22 protein-coding genes are annotated in these 20390 nt (G+C 63.8%); 16 read left to right on the forward strand and 6 right to left on the reverse strand.

The features are described from left to right. Window positions 1–7 precede the first annotated feature (7 nt). The 4 genes from AC0L3P_RS22240 to AC0L3P_RS22255 all read left to right on the forward strand — a co-directional run bounded on the left by AC0L3P_RS22240 (window position 8) and on the right by AC0L3P_RS22255 (window position 4728). Window positions 8–274, forward strand: a complete 267-nt coding sequence (locus AC0L3P_RS22240; protein ID WP_275167990.1) for a hypothetical protein — start codon at window positions 8–10, stop codon at window positions 272–274. 192 nt (window positions 275–466) lie between these two features. After that, window positions 467–3634, forward strand: coding sequence for a CheR family methyltransferase (locus AC0L3P_RS22245; protein ID WP_275167989.1), 3168 nt, complete (start codon window positions 467–469; stop codon window positions 3632–3634). Continuing rightward, window positions 3634–4380 (forward strand): Crp/Fnr family transcriptional regulator, encoded by a 747-nt coding sequence (locus tag AC0L3P_RS22250; protein WP_354209367.1) that lies wholly within the window; start codon window positions 3634–3636, stop codon window positions 4378–4380. The genes AC0L3P_RS22245 and AC0L3P_RS22250 overlap by 1 nt, the downstream gene beginning before the upstream one ends. 135 nt (window positions 4381–4515) lie before the next feature. Beyond that, window positions 4516–4728, forward strand: a complete 213-nt coding sequence (locus tag AC0L3P_RS22255; RefSeq protein ID WP_473305018.1) for a hypothetical protein — start codon at window positions 4516–4518, stop codon at window positions 4726–4728. 48 nt (window positions 4729–4776) lie between these two features. On the opposite strand, the gene AC0L3P_RS22260 is transcribed toward AC0L3P_RS22255, so the two are convergent. Continuing rightward, entirely contained in the window at window positions 4777–4995 is a 219-nt protein-coding gene (locus AC0L3P_RS22260) for a hypothetical protein (protein WP_473305020.1), read from the reverse strand. 168 nt (window positions 4996–5163) lie between these two features. Here AC0L3P_RS22260 and AC0L3P_RS22265 point away from each other — a divergent pair, with 168 nt between their 5' ends. From AC0L3P_RS22265 to AC0L3P_RS22295, 7 genes are all read left to right on the forward strand, one after another. Next, window positions 5164–5370 (forward strand): hypothetical protein, encoded by a 207-nt coding sequence (locus tag AC0L3P_RS22265; RefSeq protein ID WP_018455208.1) that lies wholly within the window; start codon window positions 5164–5166, stop codon window positions 5368–5370. 2 nt (window positions 5371–5372) lie between these two features. After that, window positions 5373–5573, forward strand: a complete 201-nt coding sequence (locus AC0L3P_RS22270) for a hypothetical protein (RefSeq protein ID WP_275167985.1) — start codon at window positions 5373–5375, stop codon at window positions 5571–5573. A gap of 80 nt (window positions 5574–5653) precedes the next feature. Further along, window positions 5654–6730: a flavodoxin family protein gene (locus AC0L3P_RS22275; RefSeq protein ID WP_473305023.1), complete on the forward strand. Its 1077-nt coding sequence runs from the start codon at window positions 5654–5656 to the stop codon at window positions 6728–6730. Further along, window positions 6727–7632, forward strand: coding sequence for an NAD(P)/FAD-dependent oxidoreductase (locus AC0L3P_RS22280; protein ID WP_473305026.1), 906 nt, complete (start codon window positions 6727–6729; stop codon window positions 7630–7632). Before AC0L3P_RS22275 ends, AC0L3P_RS22280 begins: the two co-directional genes overlap by 4 nt. 18 nt (window positions 7633–7650) lie before the next feature. Beyond that, window positions 7651–8595, forward strand: a complete 945-nt coding sequence (locus tag AC0L3P_RS22285) for a cation diffusion facilitator family transporter (RefSeq protein ID WP_473305029.1) — start codon at window positions 7651–7653, stop codon at window positions 8593–8595. Window positions 8596–8696: 101 nt separating this feature from the next. After that, window positions 8697–9026, forward strand: a complete 330-nt coding sequence (locus AC0L3P_RS22290; protein WP_275167981.1) for a four-helix bundle copper-binding protein — start codon at window positions 8697–8699, stop codon at window positions 9024–9026. Between the two features lie 10 nt (window positions 9027–9036). Continuing rightward, window positions 9037–9225, forward strand: coding sequence for a hypothetical protein (locus AC0L3P_RS22295; RefSeq protein ID WP_473305034.1), 189 nt, complete (start codon window positions 9037–9039; stop codon window positions 9223–9225). A gap of 22 nt (window positions 9226–9247) precedes the next feature. Here the strand turns inward: AC0L3P_RS22295 and AC0L3P_RS22300 are convergent, their stop codons facing one another. Next, on the reverse strand, window positions 9248–9505 hold the full coding sequence (locus AC0L3P_RS22300; RefSeq protein ID WP_275167979.1) for a hypothetical protein: 258 nt from the start codon (window positions 9503–9505) through the stop codon (window positions 9248–9250). 285 nt (window positions 9506–9790) lie between these two features. Between AC0L3P_RS22300 and AC0L3P_RS22305 the strand changes: the two genes are divergently transcribed. Continuing rightward, complete coding sequence (locus tag AC0L3P_RS22305) at window positions 9791–10165, forward strand: hypothetical protein (protein WP_275167978.1); 375 nt, start codon at window positions 9791–9793, stop codon at window positions 10163–10165. A 3-nt stretch (window positions 10166–10168) separates the two neighbouring features. Here AC0L3P_RS22305 and AC0L3P_RS22310 read toward each other — a convergent pair whose 3' ends face one another. Both AC0L3P_RS22310 and AC0L3P_RS22315 read right to left on the reverse strand, forming a co-directional pair. After that, window positions 10169–11494: a polysaccharide deacetylase family protein gene (locus tag AC0L3P_RS22310; protein WP_473305039.1), complete on the reverse strand. Its 1326-nt coding sequence runs from the start codon at window positions 11492–11494 to the stop codon at window positions 10169–10171. A 190-nt stretch (window positions 11495–11684) separates the two neighbouring features. Next, the gene (locus tag AC0L3P_RS22315; protein WP_473305167.1) at window positions 11685–12458 is read right to left on the reverse strand and encodes a polysaccharide deacetylase family protein; all 774 of its coding nucleotides are present in this window, start codon (window positions 12456–12458) and stop codon (window positions 11685–11687) included. 116 nt (window positions 12459–12574) lie between these two features. Between AC0L3P_RS22315 and mgtE the strand changes: the two genes are divergently transcribed. The 4 genes from mgtE to AC0L3P_RS22335 all read left to right on the forward strand — a co-directional run bounded on the left by mgtE (window position 12575) and on the right by AC0L3P_RS22335 (window position 16563). Continuing rightward, on the forward strand, window positions 12575–13996 hold the full coding sequence (gene mgtE, locus AC0L3P_RS22320; protein WP_354058817.1) for a magnesium transporter: 1422 nt from the start codon (window positions 12575–12577) through the stop codon (window positions 13994–13996). A gap of 162 nt (window positions 13997–14158) precedes the next feature. Beyond that, window positions 14159–14521 (forward strand): helix-turn-helix domain-containing protein, encoded by a 363-nt coding sequence (locus AC0L3P_RS22325; protein WP_473305042.1) that lies wholly within the window; start codon window positions 14159–14161, stop codon window positions 14519–14521. A 172-nt stretch (window positions 14522–14693) separates the two neighbouring features. After that, window positions 14694–15512, forward strand: coding sequence for an aldo/keto reductase (locus tag AC0L3P_RS22330; RefSeq protein WP_354209375.1), 819 nt, complete (start codon window positions 14694–14696; stop codon window positions 15510–15512). Window positions 15513–15561: 49 nt separating this feature from the next. Then, window positions 15562–16563 carry a hypothetical protein gene (locus AC0L3P_RS22335; RefSeq protein WP_473305047.1) on the forward strand — a complete coding sequence of 334 codons (1002 nt, stop codon included), beginning with the start codon at window positions 15562–15564 and terminating at the stop codon, window positions 16561–16563. Window positions 16564–17174: 611 nt separating this feature from the next. Here AC0L3P_RS22335 and AC0L3P_RS22340 read toward each other — a convergent pair. Beyond that, entirely contained in the window at window positions 17175–18227 is a 1053-nt protein-coding gene (locus AC0L3P_RS22340; RefSeq protein ID WP_473305049.1) for an HlyD family secretion protein, read from the reverse strand. Continuing rightward, window positions 18224–19489: a glycosyltransferase family 2 protein gene (locus AC0L3P_RS22345; protein WP_473305051.1), complete on the reverse strand. Its 1266-nt coding sequence runs from the start codon at window positions 19487–19489 to the stop codon at window positions 18224–18226. Before AC0L3P_RS22345 ends, AC0L3P_RS22340 begins: the two co-directional genes overlap by 4 nt. Between the last annotated feature and the right edge of the window lie 901 nt (window positions 19490–20390).

A 20390-nucleotide genomic window follows, 5' to 3' on the forward strand; every position in this document is an offset into this window, starting at 1 on the left:
GGTCGCCATGACCATTTCCCTCGCCGATTGGACCGAGCAGCTCGACACCGAGCGCCGCCACCTGATCAAGGCCGATCGGGATATCGAGGAGGGTTGCCAGCGCATCCGCGATCAGGAGGAGCGGATCCGTGAACTCAGTGCCGGTGGCCACGACGCCGGCCAGGCGGAGCAGCTGGTCGAGGTGCTGAAGCAGACCCTGACGGAATGGCTCCGCCACCGCATCCTGATCGAGCAGCGGATTAGCTATCTCCGGCAGCAAGTCGGTCCGGAGTGATCCAGGGGGCGTTGGCAGGCCGCCTGGCTCCATGCCGGGCGCGTACATCTCTGGTCGGCAATTGACACCGATGTTCGCCGTATGGAACGCAGCGCGACGTTTCCGCCTTCCACCTGTTGGGATAACATCATTTCTGATATTGCCGCGAGCGGGCGTCCCGCTTCACGCCAATGAATGAGAGCTACCGAGACCATGCATGAAATCGGCGACCAATCGGTCGAAACAGAGCGCCAGACCAGGTCCCCGCTGGTCATCGGGGTGGGCGCCGCGCCGACAGCACTGGATAGCGTCGAGCGGTTCTTTTCCAAGCTGACCGTGGGCGCCGATCAGGCCGTCGTGCTGGCGCTGCAACATCACGAGGCGCTCGACGAGCCGCGGCTGCGCCGGATCGTGCAAAACTCCAACGGCGGCAAGATCGCCGACATCAGCGACGGGCAAACCATCGAGGGCGGCACGATCTATCTGTGCCCGCCGGCGCAGATCACGACGATCCAGGGCGGTCGCTTCGCCGTCCGCGCGGCCGAGCAGGCGCCCGGCGAGCGGGCAACAATCGACAGCTTCCTGGTCTCGCTGGCGGAAGAACGCGCCGAGCAATCGATCGGCGTGATCCTGTCCGGCATCGGTGGCCACGGCACGCTGGGCACCGCGACGCTGAAGGATCATGGTGGTCTCGCTATCGCCGAAAAGGGCGCGAGCGACGAGGCTGAGCATCTCGAGGACTCCAACACGCCGGCGGCGATCGCCGATTATGTGCTCTCTCCGGAAGAGATCGCCGAGCACATCCAGGTCTATGCCCGTCATCTGCGGCGGCTGGAAGAGAAGCAGGGGTTCGACGAGGTGCTGGCCGCTGCCGCGACCTCGCTGTCGCGCATCGCCGACATCCTGCGCAGCAAGACCGGCAATGATTTCCACGGCTACAAGCAAAACACCTTCCTGCGTCGCGTGCAGCGGCGGATGCAGGTGGTTCAGATCGCCGAGATTTCCGCCTATGTCGATTTCCTGCGCAACGACGACGATGAGGCCCAGCACCTTTTCAACGACCTCTTGATCGGCGTCACCGAATTCTTCCGCGATAAGCGCGAATTCGAGGTGCTGGAGAGCCAGATCGTCCCGAAGATGTTCGAAGGCAAGAGCGCGGGCCAGCAGGTTCGCGTCTGGGTGCTCGGCTGCGCCACCGGAGAGGAGGCCTATTCGATCGGTATCCTCCTGCGCGAGCACATGGCCAAAATGGACTCCGTGCCGCAGGTTCAGATCTTCGCGACCGACATCGACGGACGGGCGCTGGCGGCCGCGCGCGTCGGCCGCTATCGCACCAAGATCGAGACGGACATGACCAGCGAGCGCCTGGCGCGCTGGTTCGTGCGCGAGGGCGATACCTATTGCGTGGTCAAGGAGCTGCGCGAGATGTGCATCTTCTCGCAGCACAACGTGACCAAGGACGCACCGTTCTCGAAGCTCGATCTCGTCTCCTGCCGCAATCTGCTGATCTACCTCAATGCCGAATTGCAGAACCGGGTGATCCCGCTCTTCCACTTCGCGCTTCTGCCGGATCGTTACCTGTTCCTCGGCAATTCCGAGAACGTGACGCGGCATCCAAAACTGTTTGCGCCGATCGATCGCCGCGCCCGCATCTTCAAGAAGCTCGAGACCGGAACGCGGCTGCCGCCGGAATTTCCGATCACGACCGTCGCGGGCAGGGCGCCCGCCGAGGTGCCGCCGTTGCGCTCGTTCCGCCCCGACGTCGGGCTGGAGCGCCGCGCGCAACGGGTCGCGGAGCGCTACGCGCCCGCTTATGTCATCACTGACGGCAACTTTCAGGTCCTGCACTTCTCCGGGCGCACCGGCCGCTACATCGAGCCGACGGCAGGCGCCGCCACGCTCGATCTGCTTCAACTCGTCCACCGCGATCTCCGCCTGGACCTGCGTACGGTGCTCAGCCGCGCAGCGGAGACCAACGAGCCCGCCCATACCGAGCAGGTGCAGCTCGGCGCCAACGGCCATCGTGTTCTCGTCGACATCATGGTTGAGCCGATCCAGGATGGCGGCAGCGACCACCGCAATTTCGTCGTTCTGTTCAAGGATGGGCCGGTGCGCAACACCGATGCCGGCGAGAGCAGGCCCAGCGCGCTGGTGCAGACCGAGCATGTCGAACGTATCGAAGGCGAGCTGCGGGCGACGCGGGAGCGCCTTCAGGCAACCATCGAAGAGCTCGAAAGCACCAACGAGGAGCTGAAGTCCTCCAACGAGGAATACCAGTCGCTCAATGAAGAGCTTCAGTCGGCAAACGAGGAGCTCGAAACTTCACGCGAGGAATTGCAGTCAGTCAATGAGGAACTGACCACCGTGAACGGCGAGCTGGCCCACCGCGTCCAGGAATTGACGCGCGCCACCAGCGACCTCGAGAATTTCCTGGAGAGCACCCAAATCGCGACCGTGTTCCTCGATAACGATTTGCGCGTGATGAACTTCACGCCGGCGATCACGCAGGTTCTGCATCTCGTCGAGACCGACACGGGGCGTCCCATCGCGCACATCAAGGCGCGCATCCCGATCGAGGAGCTCTATGACGACATTCGCGGCGTGCTGCGGACGCTTGCCATCGCCGAGCGCGAGCTCAGGGATCCAGACAGCGGCACGCGCTACATCGTCCGCATCCTGCCTTATCGCAGCATCGACAATTTCATCGCCGGGGTTGTGATCACGTTCGTTGACGTCACCGCGATTACCCGCGCCGAGGAGCGGCAGCGCCTGCTGCTGGCCGAGCTCCAGCATCGGGTCCGCAACACGCTGGGCGTGGTGCGCTCGATCGCCCGTCGCACGGCCGATAGCAGTTCGACGGTCGAGGAGTTTGCTTCCCATCTCGATGGCCGGCTCAACGCATTCGCCCGAACCCAGGCGCTGGTGACCCGCGATCCCGAGGGCGGCGTAGACCTCGAATACCTCGCCGTCGAGGAGCTGCTGGCCTATAATGCCAGGGAAGGAGAGCAGGTACGTGTCAGCGGCCCCACCGTGCGTTTTCAGTCGAAGGCCGCGGAAACCTTTGCCCTTGCCATTCACGAACTCGCAACCAACGCGCTGAAATACGGCGCCTTGAGCCGGCCGACAGGTCGCATCGAGATTTCCTGGCGCCTCGAGCAGGGCACCAACCCGGCGGAGCTGGTGTTCGAGTGGCGGGAGCGCGGTGGGCCGCCGGTTGCGCCGCCGCCGCATAAAGGATTTGGGACCGAGCTTCTTGAGCGCACACTCGCGTTCGAGTTCAAGGGGCAGACCACGATGGCGTTCAATCCCAGGGGATTGGAATGCACGATCGCCATTCCTCTCAGCAAGCGGGCGTTCCATACACCGGCGGTGGCCAACTGATGCCCTTGTCGACGATAGATCGCAGCCAGGTGGACCCGGTCATTCGCCGGCTGAACGCGCTGAGAACCTTGTCGACGGAGGCCCGCACCTCGCTCGAATACGCAATGCTCGAGGGAATCCAGCGCGCAGGGGCGGGCGAGGATCTGATCTCGGAGGGCGATCCGGTCGACAGCATCCGCCTCGTGCTGTCGGGCTGGCTCTGCCGCTACAAGACGCTGGAGGACGGCCGGCGGCAGATCGTCAATTTTCTTTTTCCTGGCGAGAGTTGCGATGCGCACGCCTTCCTGCTGCCCGTGATGGATCATTCCATCGCGGCGATGACGCCGGTCGCCTACACCGAAATCAAGCGCGCGCGGTTCGAGAGTCTGGTGGCTGCCGATCGCTCGCTGGCGGAAGCGTTCTTGTGCGAGACTCTCGTCAACAGTGCCATCCAGCGCGAATGGGCTATCAATCTCGGCCGCCGGGTGGCCTTCGAGCGCGTGGCCCATTTGTTTTGCGAAATCATCGAGCGGCTACGTCCCGTCGGCATGGTCGAAGGCAATTCTTGCGTGATGCCGGTGACGCAAATGGATCTTGCGGACGCCACCGGCCTGTCGGTGGTCCATCTCAACCGCACGGTTCAGGAGTTGCGTGCCTCCGGCCTGATCGTGCTGCGCGATCGCACGCTGACCATCACCGATCTCGATGCGCTCAAGGACGCGGCGCTGTTCTCGCCGAGCTATTTGCAACTCTATCGACGCGGCTAAGCGTTTTCTCTGCGGTTCCGGGAGACTTGATCCAGGTTAGCGTTCGCGAATGTTTTTTGAGCGGATGGCTGGTTTTGAGTATTTGACGTAACTTACGTAAAGGCGGTTTCGTCCCGAATCTTCTATCGTCGTTTCATGAACGACGTCCTGCTTGCCCGCGCTGAGCGCGCGATCGAAGCAAGCCGCGCCCTCAGGGCGCAGCGCAGAGCGGTCGCGGATCAGCTTGATGACGCCACGCGCGAGGTGCGCCGAGTGGTGATGGAAAGCGCGATGTTGCGCTCGGAGCTCAAGGCCCTCCGCGACAACCGGGAAGAGCAGGATCTCCGATACCGCGTGCCGCCGGAATAGGAGCCGACGACACCAAACGTGCAGCACGCGCCGGGATGGGCGCCCCACTCAACGCCGCTTCGCTGCTGCTTTCGATCGCCTGTTGTAAGGCGAGCGGTTGACCGGCTTCAGCGAAATGCCTTCGCGCTGCGCTTTGCTGCGAATGGCCGCGACCGGGCGCTGCAGCATTTCGGTTCCGGCCCAGTCGAAGCGGCGTGGGCGCGCGAAGGGAATGCGCGCATCCGTCGCTGCTCGGCCGTTTTGTTTCGCACCGGCAAAATCACGCACCGTTAACTTATTGAAATGCCGGAACCTGCGGTTGCGGCCGAAGCTGCCAACACTGCCGGGGTGGGCCGCCCCAACCGGCACGAAACTCTGGCCCCGGCGCCGACCTCCCGCCGGGGCCAATTCTTCCCATCCCAATTCCTTCCATCTGAAGGGCTTTGTGAAGGTACAATGACCGCGAAACGCAACCGCAGGAAACAGACCCAATCGCTCCAGGAGCGGTTGGCAGCATTTGCCCAAACCGCTCGCGAGCGCGCGCGCAGCCTGCCGCCCGGCAAGGAGCGCGACATGCTGCTTCAGCGCGCCAAGCAGAACGAGGTGACCTCGAACCTGACGGACTGGCTGAGCGAACCCGTGTACCCGAGACGGGGAGGATGACGATGCGGAGCATCAAGCACTACCGCGCGTTCCAGATCGATCCGGACGGGCATGTGTTTGGATGCATCAACCTGGTCTGCGATAATGATGAGCAGGCCAAGCGCGAGGCCGCCTCGCTCGTGCTGGTGCACCGCATCGAACTGTGGCGGCTGGACCAGCGCATTGCGCAATTCGATGTGCCGCCGGACGTTGTTCGCCAGTAGAGCCACGAGAGGAGAGCGAGGAGGAACCGCACGCTACGCCCCGGGTTGGTGGGACTGTACCGACCTTGCGAGGAGCGAGCATGACGGAAGCCGACATTCGCAAGGGGATGCCGCCCGTCAAGCTCTCGCGCGAGGCCTTCGAGCGCCGCTACAGGAGCCGGTTCGTCGATCCCGCCTTTGCACCGCTCCAGCGCGAGCTCGATGCCATCGTTGGTGCTGCCTGGGATGCCTACAGCAATTCACGAAAGGCCCCGCTGACGCGAAAGGCGGGCGCCGGATTCGCCGATCCCGACTACGACATCGCCATCGACTGGCTCGATGCGCGCGCGAAGATCCTGGCGGCGCAGCGGCGCCATGACGATGCGGACGAGACGCCGCGCATCCTCATCATCAACGGCTCGGCGCGCAGCGAGCACACCTGTCCCGGCGAGATGTCCAAGACCTGGCGTCTGGTCGAGCTCGCCGAGCCGGTCTTTACCGAGCTTGGCTTTGCCGTCGACGTCCTCGATCTGTCGCGCCTGGCTTCGGAGTTCGGCAAGACGATCCATCCCTGCAAATCCTGCGTTGGAACCGCGATGCCGCTCTGCCACTGGCCGTGCAGCTGTTATCCGAACTATTCGCTGGGGCAGACCGACGACTGGATGAACGATATCTATCCGCTGTGGGTCGCGGCCCACGGCATCCTGATCGTGACGCCGGTGAACTGGTACCACGTGCCCGCCGGACTGAAGGCGATGATGGACCGCATGGTCTGCGCCGACGGCGGCAATCCCGATCCGACCTCGACCCATGGCAAGAAGGCTGCCGAGGCCAAGGAGCTGGAGCTGAAGGGCTGGTCTTATCCACGCCATCTCGCCGGCCGTCATTTCGGTCTCGTCGTTCACGGCGATGCAGTCGGTGCCGAGGGCGTGCGCCGGGCCTTGTCGGATTGGTTGACCGATATGCAGCTGATCTCGGCGGGCCGCTTCGCCGAGCTCGATGGCTATGTCGGCTACATGGAGCCATACGCCACCTCGCACCGCGACCTCGATGACGACAGGGCATTCCAGACAGAGGTGCAGAACGCCGCACGCGCGCTGGGCAATGCGGTCCGGCTGGCGCGGAGCGGAAAGCTTCGCGAGCCCGGTGCGGGCCTGTCCGATCCAAATCCCAAATGACGGCGGATGATGAACCCTATGATTGCCTGATCGTCGGCGGCGGCCCCGCCGGGCTGATGGCTGCGATCTACCTCGCGCGATTTCGGCGCCGCGTCTGTGTCGTGGACGCAGGCGCGAGCCGGGCGGCGCTGATCCCGCGCAGCCACAATGTACCGGGTTTCGTCCACGGCCTGTCCGGTACCGACCTGCTTGCGCGCATGTCCGCGCAACTCGGCGAACTCGCGGTCACGCGGGTGGCCGCCGAAGTCACCGCCTTGCGGCGACACGAGCGAGGGTTTCTGGCAATCTGGAACGGCGGCGCGCATACCGCCGCCACCGTCATCCTTGCCTGCGGCATCGTCGATACCCATCCGCCATTCGACGAATGGCGCGCGGCAGTCGCGGACGGGCTGTTGCGCTACTGTCCCATCTGCGACGCCTTCGAGGCGATCGGCCGTCGCATCGGCATCGTCGGTCCGCTTCACCGTGCCGCCGGCAAGGCGCTGTTCATGCGCGGCTACTCGCGCGACGTGACGTTGCTGGCAACGGGCGAGGATGACGGGAAGGCCGCGGCACCGGAGCTCAATGACGCGGGTGTCGAGATCGTGCTCGCGCCCGGCCTGCGCCTGAGACGGGGAGACGACGGCGTTGAAGCGGTCTTCGCCGATGGCCGGACGGCGCGATTCGAGATGGTCTACCCGGTGATGGGTGCGGAAGTGCGCTCGCATCTCGCGATGACGCTTGGGGCCGAACACACCGCAGACGGCCATCTGAAAGTCGACGACCATCAGCGCAGCTCGGTCGACGGGCTCTACGGGATCGGCGACGTCGTCACCGACCTGCACCAGATTTCGGTCGCGTTCGGCCACGCCGCGCTCGCCGCCTGCACGATCCACAACAGCCTGCCGCGGCGGCTGGCATGAGGAACGGGGTATCGGACCTTGGTCACAGAATCATCCTCGAAGACCGCGGTCTATGCGGCGCTCTTCGGCAATGTCCTGGTCGCGGTCACGAAGATCGGCGCCGCCGCGTGGACGGGAAGTTCGGCCATGACGAGCGAAGCGGTGCATTCGCTCGTCGACACGACCAACGAGATCCTGCTGCTCTACGGCTACCGGCGCGCGAGCCGTTCGCCCGACGAATCCCATCCGCTCGGCTATGGGCGCGAGCTGTATTTCTGGAGCTTCATCGTTGCGCTGCTGATCTTCGCGCTGGGCGCCGGTGTCTCGCTGTATCAGGGCATCCTGCATGTCGCCGCACCCGAGCCGATCGAGAGTCCGATCGTCAGCTTCGTGGTGCTCGGGCTGTCATTCCTGTTTGAAGGCGGCTCCTGGCTGGTTGCCCTGCGGCGCTTCAGCTCCGACGGCCAGCGGTTCGGATATTATCAGGCTTTCGTTCGCAGCAAGGATCCTCCGGCATTCATGGTGCTGCTCGAGGACAGCGCGGCGCTGGTCGGCATCGCCATTGCCGCGGCGGCCACTGCGGCCGCCGTATGGCTGCGCCAGCCGGTCTGGGACGGGATCGGTTCGATCCTGATCGGGATATTGCTGGCGATCGTGTCGATCGGTCTCGCGCGCGAGAGCAAGAGCCTGCTGATCGGCGAGCCCGCCGATCCGGAGCTTGCACGATCGGTCCTCGACATCGCAAGGCGTTCGCCCGGCGTGCTCAGGGCCAACGGCCTTCTGACGGTGCAGCTGTCGCCGATCGAGGTCGTTGCGGCCCTCAGCATCGAATTTGCGGATGACAAGCGCGCCGACGACATCGAGCGATGCGTCGTTGCGATCGAGACGGAGATACGCAAACGCCATCCAAGCGTGGCGGCGCTATTCATCAAGCCGCAGACCGATGCCCGCTACCGCGCGGTGCGCGCGAGGCGTTACGGCTAGCTTTGCGAGGTTCCCTGGACGTCACAATCGGCACGACGGCAGGAACGATCACAACATCCCCTCGGTTGACCCGTGCAGGGGGCGAGCATTGGAGAAAACGGATGGCTCAATCCGAAGACATGACGCGCTGCATCGCGCTCTGCATGAGCTGCTACCAGACCTGCCTCGGCACGGCGATGAACCATTGCCTCGAAACGGGCGGCAAGCACGTCGAGCCCAAGCATTTCCGCCTGATGATGGCGTGCGCCGAAATGTGCCGGACGGCGGCTCATTTCATGCTGATCAATACGCCGCATCACCGGCACACATGCGGCGAATGCGCCGAAATCTGCAGCGAATGCGCCGAGGATTGCGAGCGGATCGGCGGCATGGACGAGTGCGTCGCCATGTGCCGCTCCTGCGCACAATCCTGCCGTGCGATGGCGGCCTGAGGACAAGCCCATGCTGGAAGAGAAACTCACGGAAGCCATCGTCGAGGAGCTGAAGCGGCAGGCGGCCAACCAGCCGCAATTGCTGAAGGTCGAACGCGCGGACGATGCGAAAGCCTCGCAGGAGCTGATCGTCAACGGCAAGATCGACTTGGCCGCGCTGGTCATGGTGATCGCCGGATCGGTCGCCGGCGGACCTTGAGTCCGGCCGGTCAACGGCGCCCTCAGCCATATTCCTCGCCGATGCCGTATTCCCGGTAGATCTCCAGCGGATCGAGGTCGGGAAACAGCCGGCATTTGGCCTGGGCGAGGTGCAGGCTCACCGCCGCCGGCTCCTTGCCGTTCGAGAGCATCTTGCGGATGTCGTCCATATGCGCGTTCGGCTGGTGCTTGGTGTCGAGCTGCTCCAGCGCGACCAGCGCAGTCGCCAGCGCCTCGGTCAGAACCCAGTCGTCGTGGCCGGTAATTCCCTTCTTCGGCATCGGCAGACCCCACAGTGGTAACCCAGTCTATCGGGACTTCGGCCAAATCTCCAAGGAGCCCTTGCAGCCAACGGGCGCGCGGAAGGGACCGACGGCCGTGCTCCGGCTTGCATTATGGCCGGGCGTGGCTAAAAGGCGGCATTGCCGGGGCAATAGTATCTTTGTCGAAACAAAATTGGCGTAGACCGGCCTGCAGTGCATTCAGGTCGGCTGTTCCGGTCTGGCCTCTGATCCCCGCATTCGCAACACGGTCCGGTTGCACCACCCTTCAAGGCTTGAGCCCGCATGGTCTTTCTAAGCTTCGTCTATCGCTTCGTGACCAATTTCGCATTCATGGCGATGGTCTATTTCAGCCTGAATTTCATGGAGAAGTACCAGAACCGGGCGATCATCGCGATCCTCGTGCTGATCTATAGCGGCATGCGCGCAGCCTCGACGCTGCGGGCGTTTTACTTCTACCAGAAGATCGAGCGGCTGGAGGCCGAGACGAAGCGCCTACAAGGCCCGATCAATGACGGCGCGGGCGGAACGAACACGCGCAGGCAGGTCGTGGTCGACGTCGCACGGCTGCGGCGCGACGGCGAGGTCAAGTCCTATATGGACCTGTTCTTCCTGGCGTTGATCGTGCTGCTCTGCGTCGCTAACATCATGCGACAATAGGCTCTACTGCGCGCGCTTCTTCAGGCTCGCCACACGGGTCGGGCGTGGCGCGGTGCTCTTGGGCGCGGCGCTCTTGGGGGCAGTGCTCTTGGGGCCAGTGCTCTTGGGGGCAGTGCCCTCGGCCTCTGCGGCATGCTTCGGTGTGCCATGAACAGCATGTGCGGTGCGGGCAGCGCGCGGCTTGACGGCTTTGCCCTTGGCCGCACGGGGCGTCTCGGCCGCCATGGCCAGGCGCGGCGCGGCGCGCCGCGACAAGGTCGTCGACAGCAGCACCTCGACCGAGCCCTCGGGGATCGCAAAGAGATCGCGGCCGGGCACGGGCAGGGAGGCCGCGACATTGGCGAGCGCCATGGTCTTGCGCGGCAGCAGCGGCCGATGCGCGGTCTGCGCGTTGAGGTCGGCCAGCGAGGGCGCCGGAAGCGTCTTGGTCTGCGCGAACACAAAGTTCGGCACGGCCGGCCAGCGCGCGATCGGTGTGGTCTCGGTCGGCGGATGCAGCAGCCATTCCACCGGCGTTGTCGGCGTCGCCGGCTGCTCGGCGGTCGCGGGCACCACGTGCACGATGCGATAGCCGCGCGCCTTGAGGTCGCGGATGATCTTCGGCAGCGCCGCCACCGTGCGGGCCTGGATATCGTGCAGCAGCAGGATGCCTTTGCCCTTGGCCTCGAGCCGCTGGATCGCGAGCTGATAGACGCGATCGGACGACACATGGCGCCAGTCGTCGGCCGGGAAATCGGCGCTCCAGACCTGGATGCCGCGCGAGATCAGAAGGTTCTCGACACCTTCGGCGCGCATCAGGCCGGGAATGCGGAAGAACGGCGCCAGCTTGGACGGATCGGTCATCGCGGCCGATGTCCACTCGATGCCGCCATTGATTTGCGCCTCGGCCTTGTCGAGCGGCATCCGGTCCATTGTGAGCGGATGGTTCATGCTGTGCGTGCCGACTGTGTGGCCCGCCGCGACCAGCTTGCGCACGCCTTCCGGATTCGCCTTGGCCTGTTCGCCGATGATGAAGAAGGTCGCCTTGATGCACTCGTCGGCGAGGATCTGCAGCACCTGGTTGGAATATTTCGGCAACGGGCCGTCGTCGAAGGTCAGGACGACTTCATGGTCCTTCAGCGGCAGCGTCTCGCGGTATTGCATGGTGCCGATGAGGGGATGCGCGTGCGGATCGACCACGAGCGTGCGGGAGGTCCCGAGCGCGTCCGGATGGCCGGGGCAGTCGGCCGCAATGGCCGCCGGCGAGCCGATGGCCAGGACACCAAGAAATCCGCCAAAGCAAAGGACGATCCACGATCGCGTCCGAGCAACAACGCTACTTCCGATCATGAACCCCGTCTGCCCTCTTGCGCGATTGCCGCCATAGTAGGGCGGAGACATCGGCAAACGGTTCAGGCGCAAGAACCCCGACCCCGAACCGTGCCGCGACAAGTCCCCTTGATACTTGCATGGCGTAGCATGAACAGACTGTTAATAGGGCCCAAATCACCCCATTTTGCGCCGGCGTGACATTCCGGCATCAATGCGCATCGGCACTCTTCTGTGATGTGCCCGCCGGCATGACGTGAACCACCCGATAGCCGTTCTCCCTCAGATACCGCAGGAAGGCCGGCATGATCGCAGCCGTGCGCGCCTTGGGATCGTGGAAGAGGATGATACCCTTGCCGGCGGCGGCGAGGCGCTCGGTGACGAGCTTCAATTCCTGCTCCGGCGTCATCTCGTTCCAGTCGCTGGCCCACAGGTCAGCCCCGAACACGACGATGCCGCGGGACTGCAGCAGGTCGAGCTGGGCTTGCGTGGCTTCGAAATAGGGAAACCGGAAGAACGGCGTCGAGGGTGTCGTCGTCGGCGTGCCGTGCAGCGCCATCTCGTCGGCGGCGATGCCGCGGTCGATCTCGCTCTTCGCCTTGTCGAGGGGGATCCGCGCCATGAACGGATGCGAGAAGGTGTGGTGGCCGATGCTGTGGCCCTCGCGGGCGATGCGCTTGACTATGTCGGGGTGTTCGGTGGCGTGCAGGCCGATCAGGAAGAAGGTCGCGCGCACGCATTCCTGCGCCAGCGCCGCCAATACCTTCGACGTCGTCGGCGGATGCGGTCCGTCGTCGAAGGTCAGCACGACCTCGTGGTCGGCGAGTGGCAACGTCTGCGGAAAGCTCTTCAGGCCCACGCGCGGCGTGGTCTTGGCGTCAACGCTCAGGATGCGGGAGGTGCCGAGCGCGTCCTTGCGCGGGCACTCGGCGGCTTCAGTCGAGGCGATGCCGCTGATGGCGGCGAGGGCTGCGCCCGCCGCCATCGAGGCCCACCTCAGTCGAAGCATCTTTGTCATTGCGCTCAGAGTTGCCTTGTGGGTATTGCCTGAACCATCAGCTCAGACCACTCGTTCCAACCTGTCGAACGGCGAGGCGCGCCATGGATGAACATCTGGACGGTGCCGCGTCTGCCGCGGAATCGGTACTCGACCACGTGCCGATGCGCAATGAAGACGGCGAGATTCGTCACGAATTCGTCGCGGAAATTGCCCATGCGATCGAGGCCGGCGACAGCGCTGCGCTACGCGCCTGCGTTGCCGAGCTGCACGAGGCCGATCTCGGCGATCTCATCGGGGCTCTCGAGCCTGACGATCGGGTCCGCTTGGTCGAACTGACGGGGCGCGATTTCGACTTCTCCGCCCTAAACGAGCTCGACGAGGGCGTGCGCGAGGAGATCCTCGAGGAACTGCCGCCGCAGACGGTCGCGGAAGGTGTGCTCGAGCTCGAATCCGACGATGCGGTCGAGCTGCTGGAAACGCTCGATCAGGCCGATCAGGAGGAGATCCTCGAGAAGCTGCCGCTCAAGGAGCGCGTCGTGCTCGAGCGCAGCCTGCTTTATCCGGAAAATTCCGCCGGCCGCCGGATGCAGACCGAGTTCATCGCGGTGCCGCAGGATTTCACCGTGGGACAGGCGATCGACTACATGCGCGAGACGCCGGATCTGCCCGACCGCTTCTACGAGATCTACGTCGTCGACAAGGAGCAGCACTGGCAGGGCGCGGTCTCGCTCGACGTGCTGCTGCGTGCCCGCCGCCCGGTGGCGCTTGCCGAGCTGACCGACGAGGATCGCCGCCGCGTCTCCGTCCTGGAGGACCAGGAGGAGGTGGCGCGCATGTTCGGCAAGTACAATCTCGTCGCAGCCCCGGTGCTCGACACCCAGGACCGGCTCGTCGGCGTCATCACCGTCGACGACGTCGTCGACGTCATCGAGGAAGAGGCGGACGAGGACCTCAAGGCACTCGGCGGCGTCAACAGCGACGAAGAGCTCTCCGACACCGTGTTCACCATTGCGCGCGCGCGGTTCAACTGGCTGCTGGTCAATCTCGCCACCGCATTTCTGGCGTCCTCCGTGCTTGGCCTGTTCGAGGGCCAGCTCGAGAAGATGGTGGCGCTTGCCGTGCTGGCGCCGATCGTCGCAAGCCAGGGCGGCAATGCCGCGACCCAGACCATGACGGTCGCGGTGCGGGCGCTGGCGACGCGCGAGCTCGGCTCCTCCAATGCCTGGCGCGTGGTGATGCGCGAGGGCCTGGTCGGCCTCGTCAACGGTCTCGCCTTTGCCGTGATCACGGGCGTGGCCGCGGTGGCCTGGTTCAGGATCCCGGGCCTCGGCGTCGTCATCGGGCTTGCCATCATCGTGAACCTCTTCGCCGGCGCGCTCGGAGGCATCCTGATCCCGATGGCGCTCGAACGTGTCAGGGCCGATCCGGCTGTCGCCTCTGGCACGTTCGTGACAACGGTCACCGACGTCGTCGGCTTCTTCTCCTTCCTCGGCATCGCGACATTGTGGTTCGGGTTGAGGTAGGAGCTGTTGAAATTCGTAGCCCGGATGGAGCGAAGCGTAATCCGGTGCCGCTGCGTCGGCTCGAGAGACGCCCCGGATTGCGCTGCGCTCCATCCGGGCTACTGGCCATCATCTTTAATCCGAACTTAAGCGGCCTGCCGCATCATCGCCGTGCTTGGGGGAATGAGCATGCGTGTGCGGCTGAAGGCGGACGGACGGATCGTCGAGTTGCGGGACGGGCAGGAGTTTCCTGTCCAGCCGCTTCCGATCCAGCCCTTTTCAATCCAGCCCTTGCCAATCCAGCCCTTGCCAATCCAGCCTGCGGCCAGCGCAGCGCCGGCCGAAGCCAGCTCACTCGCCGTGCGCGATTTGCGCCGACGGGCCTGCCTGACCCAGATGGAGTTTGCGGCCAAACTCGGCGTTCCCGTCGAGACCATCCGCAACTGGGAGCAGGGCAAGCGCGCCCCGCGGGGACCCGCCCGCGCGCTGCTCGCGGTGATCGCGCATGCGCCCGACACCGTGTTCCAGGCGCTCGCCAAAGCCTGAGCTCAAGGCCTGACGTCAAGGTCTGGCGTCAAGGTCTGGCGCGAACCTCCCGTTAGTATTGCGCGCAAGATCCGGCTCGGCGGCCGGCGTCGTCCGTTGGCAGTGTCGCCAGCCGGGTTCATAATGACGCCTGGACGATGATTTGGGGCGACCGCGACAGAGAGGATTCCTCATGCTGTTCGTCGAGACCAATGGCGCAAGAATACCGGCGATCGGGCTCGGAACCTGGGAGCTGAGCGGGCGCATGTGCGCACGTGTGGTCGAGCAGGCGCTACGGCTCGGCTATCGCCACATCGATACCGCACAGGTCTACGAGAATGAGCGCGAGGTCGGCGACGGCTTGCGTGCCTCCGGCGTGCGCCGCGACGACATCTTCCTGACGACAAAAGTCTGGACCAACCATTTTGCGCCCCATGATCTCGAGCGCTCGGTCAAGGAGAGTCTGGCGCGCATGCGGCTTCCCTCGGTCGATCTCCTGCTGCTGCACTGGCCCAATTCGCACGTGCCGCTGGAGGAGACGCTGGGCGCACTGTCGCACGCCAAGCGCATGGGCCTGACCCGCCACATCGGCGTCTCCAATTTCACCGTCGCGCTGATCGAGCAGGCGGTGGCGTTGTCACCGGAGCCGCTGGCCTGCAATCAGGTCGAATACCATCCTTATCTGGACCAGGCGAAGGTGAGGGCGGCCTGCGATCAGCACCGGCTCGCGCTGGTCGCCTACAGCCCGATCGCCAAGGGGCGGATCAAGACCGACCAGACGCTCGCCGAGATCGGGCGTCTTCATCGCAAGACGCCGGCGCAGGTCTGCCTGCGTTGGCTGGTGCAACAGAATGTCGCTGCGATCCCGCGCACCTCGCGCGTCGAACGCCTGTCGGAAAACATCGAGATCTTCGATTTCGAGCTTTCGGACGACGAGATGGCCCAAATCGCCGCGCTGGCCAGTCCCAGGGGCCGCCTGACCGATTTCGGCTTCGCGCCAAAATGGGATTGAGAGGGGGCTGCCGTATGCTAGGACCAGCTTGGCAACCTGAAGTCAGGCGATGGAACTGCGGAAGATCATACGGACGGACATTGCAGCGTCGGCGATCGCCCATCTGACGCTGGTCGCGCTGATCATCGTGATCAGCAAAGTCCATCCGTTTCACGCCAGCCCGCCCGAATCGGTTTCCGTCAGCATCGTGACGCCGGAGCAGGTGAAGCAGGAGGAGGCCAAGGCCGAGGAGAAGGCCGAGGAAAAACTCAAGAAGCCGCCGGAGCCGACCCCTGACCTGAAACTGCCGAAGTTGGATTTCACCGACAAGGACAAGGCGGCGGCCGCGCCGAAGCCCGAGGCGAGGCAGCAGGCCGCGGCACCGTCCTCGAAGCAGCAGGCCTCGCCTGAACAGCCGCAGCAGAAACAGCCGCAGCCACAGCCTTCACAGACGTCGCAGCAGCAGCGCGAGGCAAATGCGCAGACGCAACCGCAGCCTCAACAGCCACAGCCACAGCCTCAGCCATCGCAGTCGCCGCCGCCTCAGGCGACGCCGCAGCCCCCGACACCGCAGCCCCCGGCGCCGCAGCTACTGCCACAAGCGATGCAGCAGCCAGCCGCGCCGCCCCCGGCCTTTCAGGCGCCGGAGCCTGACGTCACTGTCAAGTACGGCGTCATGCTGGGCCTGCCGCCGGAATTGCCGGCGGAGCTGCCGAAGGACGCCCCCAAGGACGATGGCGGCGATGCCAAGGATTCAATCGCGGCCAAGTTGCCGGCCGAAGTGATCGCCGAGCTGCGTCGTCACTTGCGTAGCTGCGCCAAACTGCCGGCCGGGGTTGCGCCGACCGACAACGTCAACATCAAGCTGCGCACGGTGCTCGCGACCGACGGCACGCTGGCGCGGGAGCCGATCCTGATCGAAGCCCCGCCGTCGGCAAAGGGCGTTGCGCTCGTGAAGTCCGCCATGAGCGCGCTTCAGGCCTGCCAGCCCTACAAGATGCTGCCGGCCGATAAATACGGGGAATGGAAGGTGATGGACCTGCCGTTCACACCACGGGATTTCGGCGGCTAGCAGGTAGTCATCTAGCCCGGATGGAGCGCAGCGCAATCCGGGGCCGCTCGCGCTGCGTCTGGCACCTTCCCGGATTGCGCCGCTGCGCTCCATCCGGGCTACACGACCGCCTCTGTGTCCCCTCTGTCAATCCGCTCGCAAATATATTCCGCTTTGTGCCTGAAGCGAGACCACCCAGGTCGGTCGCGGCGACGGGCACGTCAAGTTGTCAGACCTGATCGGAATGGCCTCCTAGCGTACGGCCCCCACTTGCTGCTCAGCGCATAGAATGACCGGACGTCCAACGTTGCGTCTGGCGACGGACAAGCCGAGATCGCCGCTAATCCTTACAAGCCAGCCGGAGCACACGCTGGGGACACCACGATCTCAACCCAACACCTTGTGCACCGCGCGCTAGTGCCCACGATCTCGCAAGCCGGGTCAGCCGATACAATGTCGCGGCAGCACTTCGGGCACGTATATCCCGCGATGCTTGGTGCGAAGTCATACTCCGGACCAACGTAGGCGCAGATCATGTGGTGGAATACCGGAAACGAGATCAGAGCGGATGAGCCGCAAGCCGGGCAATTCGTTTGAGTCCCTTCGATCTGCATGCTGCACCTCGCTCCCTCTCACAGCTCGTCGAGCCCGAATAGTCCCACCAGCATGGAAGCGATCCGCGCGCTGAGTTGTGTGTAGTGCATGTGAACGTCGACGGCCGAGTTCAGCGCCGGGGGATGTGCGCCTGGGCTGAACCGAATTCGCGCGATTTGCGAGGCGGTACGCTCGCGCGCCGCCGATGAGCCCGCTCCGGGGTACACATCGGACACAGGCAAAATTTCCGCGATTTTGCCCAGAATTCGTCGGTTGCCGAACAGCACAAAGACTTCGTTGCCGACTTTTGGATCGGACAGGCGTTCGTTGGGAACGTACCAGTCGACGAAGACATCCGTAGGGTCGAGAATTTCTGCAATCGGAGTGCCCGCCACCAGCGATTGGCCGGCACGCGCAGGATTGTTCGCGACGATGCCAGCTATGGGCGCAAAGACTCTCCCATCGGCAAATCTGCTTTCAATTTTTTCGAGGCGGTCACCGAGTTGCCGGCTGAATTCGTCGAGAGCAGCCAATTGAGTGCTGGCTTCGGCGGCTTCCGCCTCCTGCGAGACCACGGCTTTGTTCGCCAGGGCGCGCTCCCGGGACATGTCTATGCGGTAATTCAGGCTCGCAGCCGATGAGGTTGCGATAAGCTCGACAGCTTCCTCAGCAAGGCGCAAATGTGAGCGCGTCGCGTCGAGAGATTCGCGCGCAACCCGGGCTTTGACACGCAGTTCCGCCTTGCGGCCAGCGATGTCCGCGAGCGAGCGCATATAAGTCGCGACGATTTCATCGTGCTGCGGAGACCGAACCCTTCCGATTTCTTCGCCGGCCCTGACCGATGCACCTCTCAGCACGGTGATGCTGTTAATCTGCACGATGTAAGGCAGTGAAACCAAATATCTCGGCGAGGACACGCTACCTGGGCCGCCGAGATAGAGGAGGGGCCTCCCGAAATAGACGACAAAGAATGCGAGTATGCCGAATACGATTGTCGCATAGGCGGCGCGGACGGCCCGTCCGGCCGCACGCCGACGGCTCTCGATAGGATCGGGAATATGCGGATCGAGTCGCGTCAGGGTGACTGTCATTTGGCCACCTCTTCTGTCCGATCTCCGAATAATGCACGGCGAACGCGCGGCGGTACGAAATCATCGTTCCGCGACGAGGCAAAGATAATTTCTGAAGAATAGGAAAAGAACCGCGCGCACTTCAGATAGACGCCTTGGTAAAGCGGAAAGATCAGCGCCATCTTCCAGCCGAAGGTTCCGACGGATCGATGGAATAGGGCGAACACAAGTGCCATATTGAATACCGAGATCCAGAGCAACAATAGGTAGATCGCCGACAGAAACAACACGGCATTCGAGCCGAACAGCAGCACGATGTAGGCCAAGTAGAATGGCAGGCTGAGCGTCGGAACGAGATCGAAGACGATGAAGTCCAGCCGTTGGATTGTGTCCGGTAAACGCTCCAGCGGGTGGCGAAAACTCAGCTCGCCATACATCATGAAACGGATGCGCAGAGCATCGCGATCCCAGCGCGCCCGCTGGCGCAACAGACTTACGCCGCCTGCGGGGCCGGCTGTTTCCGCCCAGGCGTCCGACACGAAGCGAATGACATAGCCGAGCCTGCGGAGCCGCAAGGTGTACTCCATATCCTCTCCCGGGCCGACGTCGAGCCCGCCCTGCTGCGCGAAAATATCCCGGCGATACATGGAACAGGCGCCGGACAGACACGCGATCGCATCCACCACGTCGAGGATCGACCGCCCCGCGGTGATCGACATCAGGTATTCGACGCTTTGAAGTCCTGTCCATATCGAGTCGCGCTCGTTGCTGACCGCGATGCTGCAACTTGCGCCGGCGACGAGCGGATCGCCGAACGCAGCAGCGAGGCGCTCAACCGCGTTCGGTTCGAAGACAGTGTCGGCATCCACGGTCAAAAGCAGAGCGCCGCGGGCGAACCGTGCTGCAGCGTTGATGGCAGCGCTGCGGCCGCAGCGGGTCCCATGGCAGATGACCATGTCAACCAGGCCCTGCGCTCTCGCCCGCTCCGCTACCGCGCGTGTTTCGTCGGTGGAGCCGTCGTCGACGACGATGATTTCGACAGGTCGCAGGGTTTGCCGGCGCAGCGAGTTGATCGAAGGACCAAGCCCGGAGCCGCCGTTGAATGTCGGGATAATCACGCTTACTGTCGCCTGGCTAACCGTCGCGCTGGCGCTTCGCCGCTTCGAGCTGAACAGAGCAAGAGACACCAGCGATAAGGTGTAGCGGGGGATGTCGAATATCAGCAGCGAGAAGGCGAGTAGAAATAAACTCGTTCCGGCGAGCACTTCCACCATTTCGGACATGCCGCCACCTCCACTACGACAGGACCACTCCGAGCATCCGACCAAACAAGGTGCGCAAGGCAATTATCAGACGAGAAAATGAAGACCATCGCGTTGATGGTCGAGTGGCAAATTGCGTAAACATTTGCTTTTTGTGTTTGCGCTATTCACCTGCAGCGTCAGCTTTGTCAGTTGACGATGACCGGCTCTCGAAGACTGATTGTTGGCGTGCCGGCATCAGCGTTGCGGTTGGAGTTGTTCCCCGCGTCGATAAATCCCACAAGGTGACCGGTCCGTCCAACCTTTCAGGCGCAAGACGGCCTCAGTCTGGAAAGACTGAGGCCGGTGGGGGCGTCGATGTACCGTTGGGGTCGGTACTCCGGAATTCTAATCGCGACGCACCAATTTGCGTATTGTCCTTGAGGACAACCAATCAGCACGTCGTCCCTCTCACACATCTGCGAACCGCCCGACGGGTATGCCGGACGGTCGTCCGTGCCACGCACACGCCGTTGATACGCGTCCTGCCGATGCCGCAAGCAGCAGCGACTTCCGTAATCAGGCTTTCGGGCTGTGCAATCGGGGCAGGTGTCATCGCCTGAGCCGATACTGCGAAGAAGAAGGCGAACGTGGCAATTCCGAGCGACTTGATCATATCGAGCTCCCTGGAAGCGCCCAACCGCCCGGCCGGCGCGGCGAAGCGATGGACGCGACTCTCTCAAACTGATGCCCGCTCCTGTCAGAGAATTGAGATAGATCAAAGCGGCTTTACGGACTTCCCGTGCGGCAATCGCTACGCATAGCAGGCCGAGACCGCCGGCTTAGGACTTTGATCGCAGGCTTCCCTGTGCCCTCTTGGATAAGAGGGTGAAGTGACCAGGCAAAGATACGGGGGAAATGCGCCGCGAGAGTGCGAAGCTAT

This window comes from Bradyrhizobium sp. WSM4874 (genome assembly GCF_055811835.1).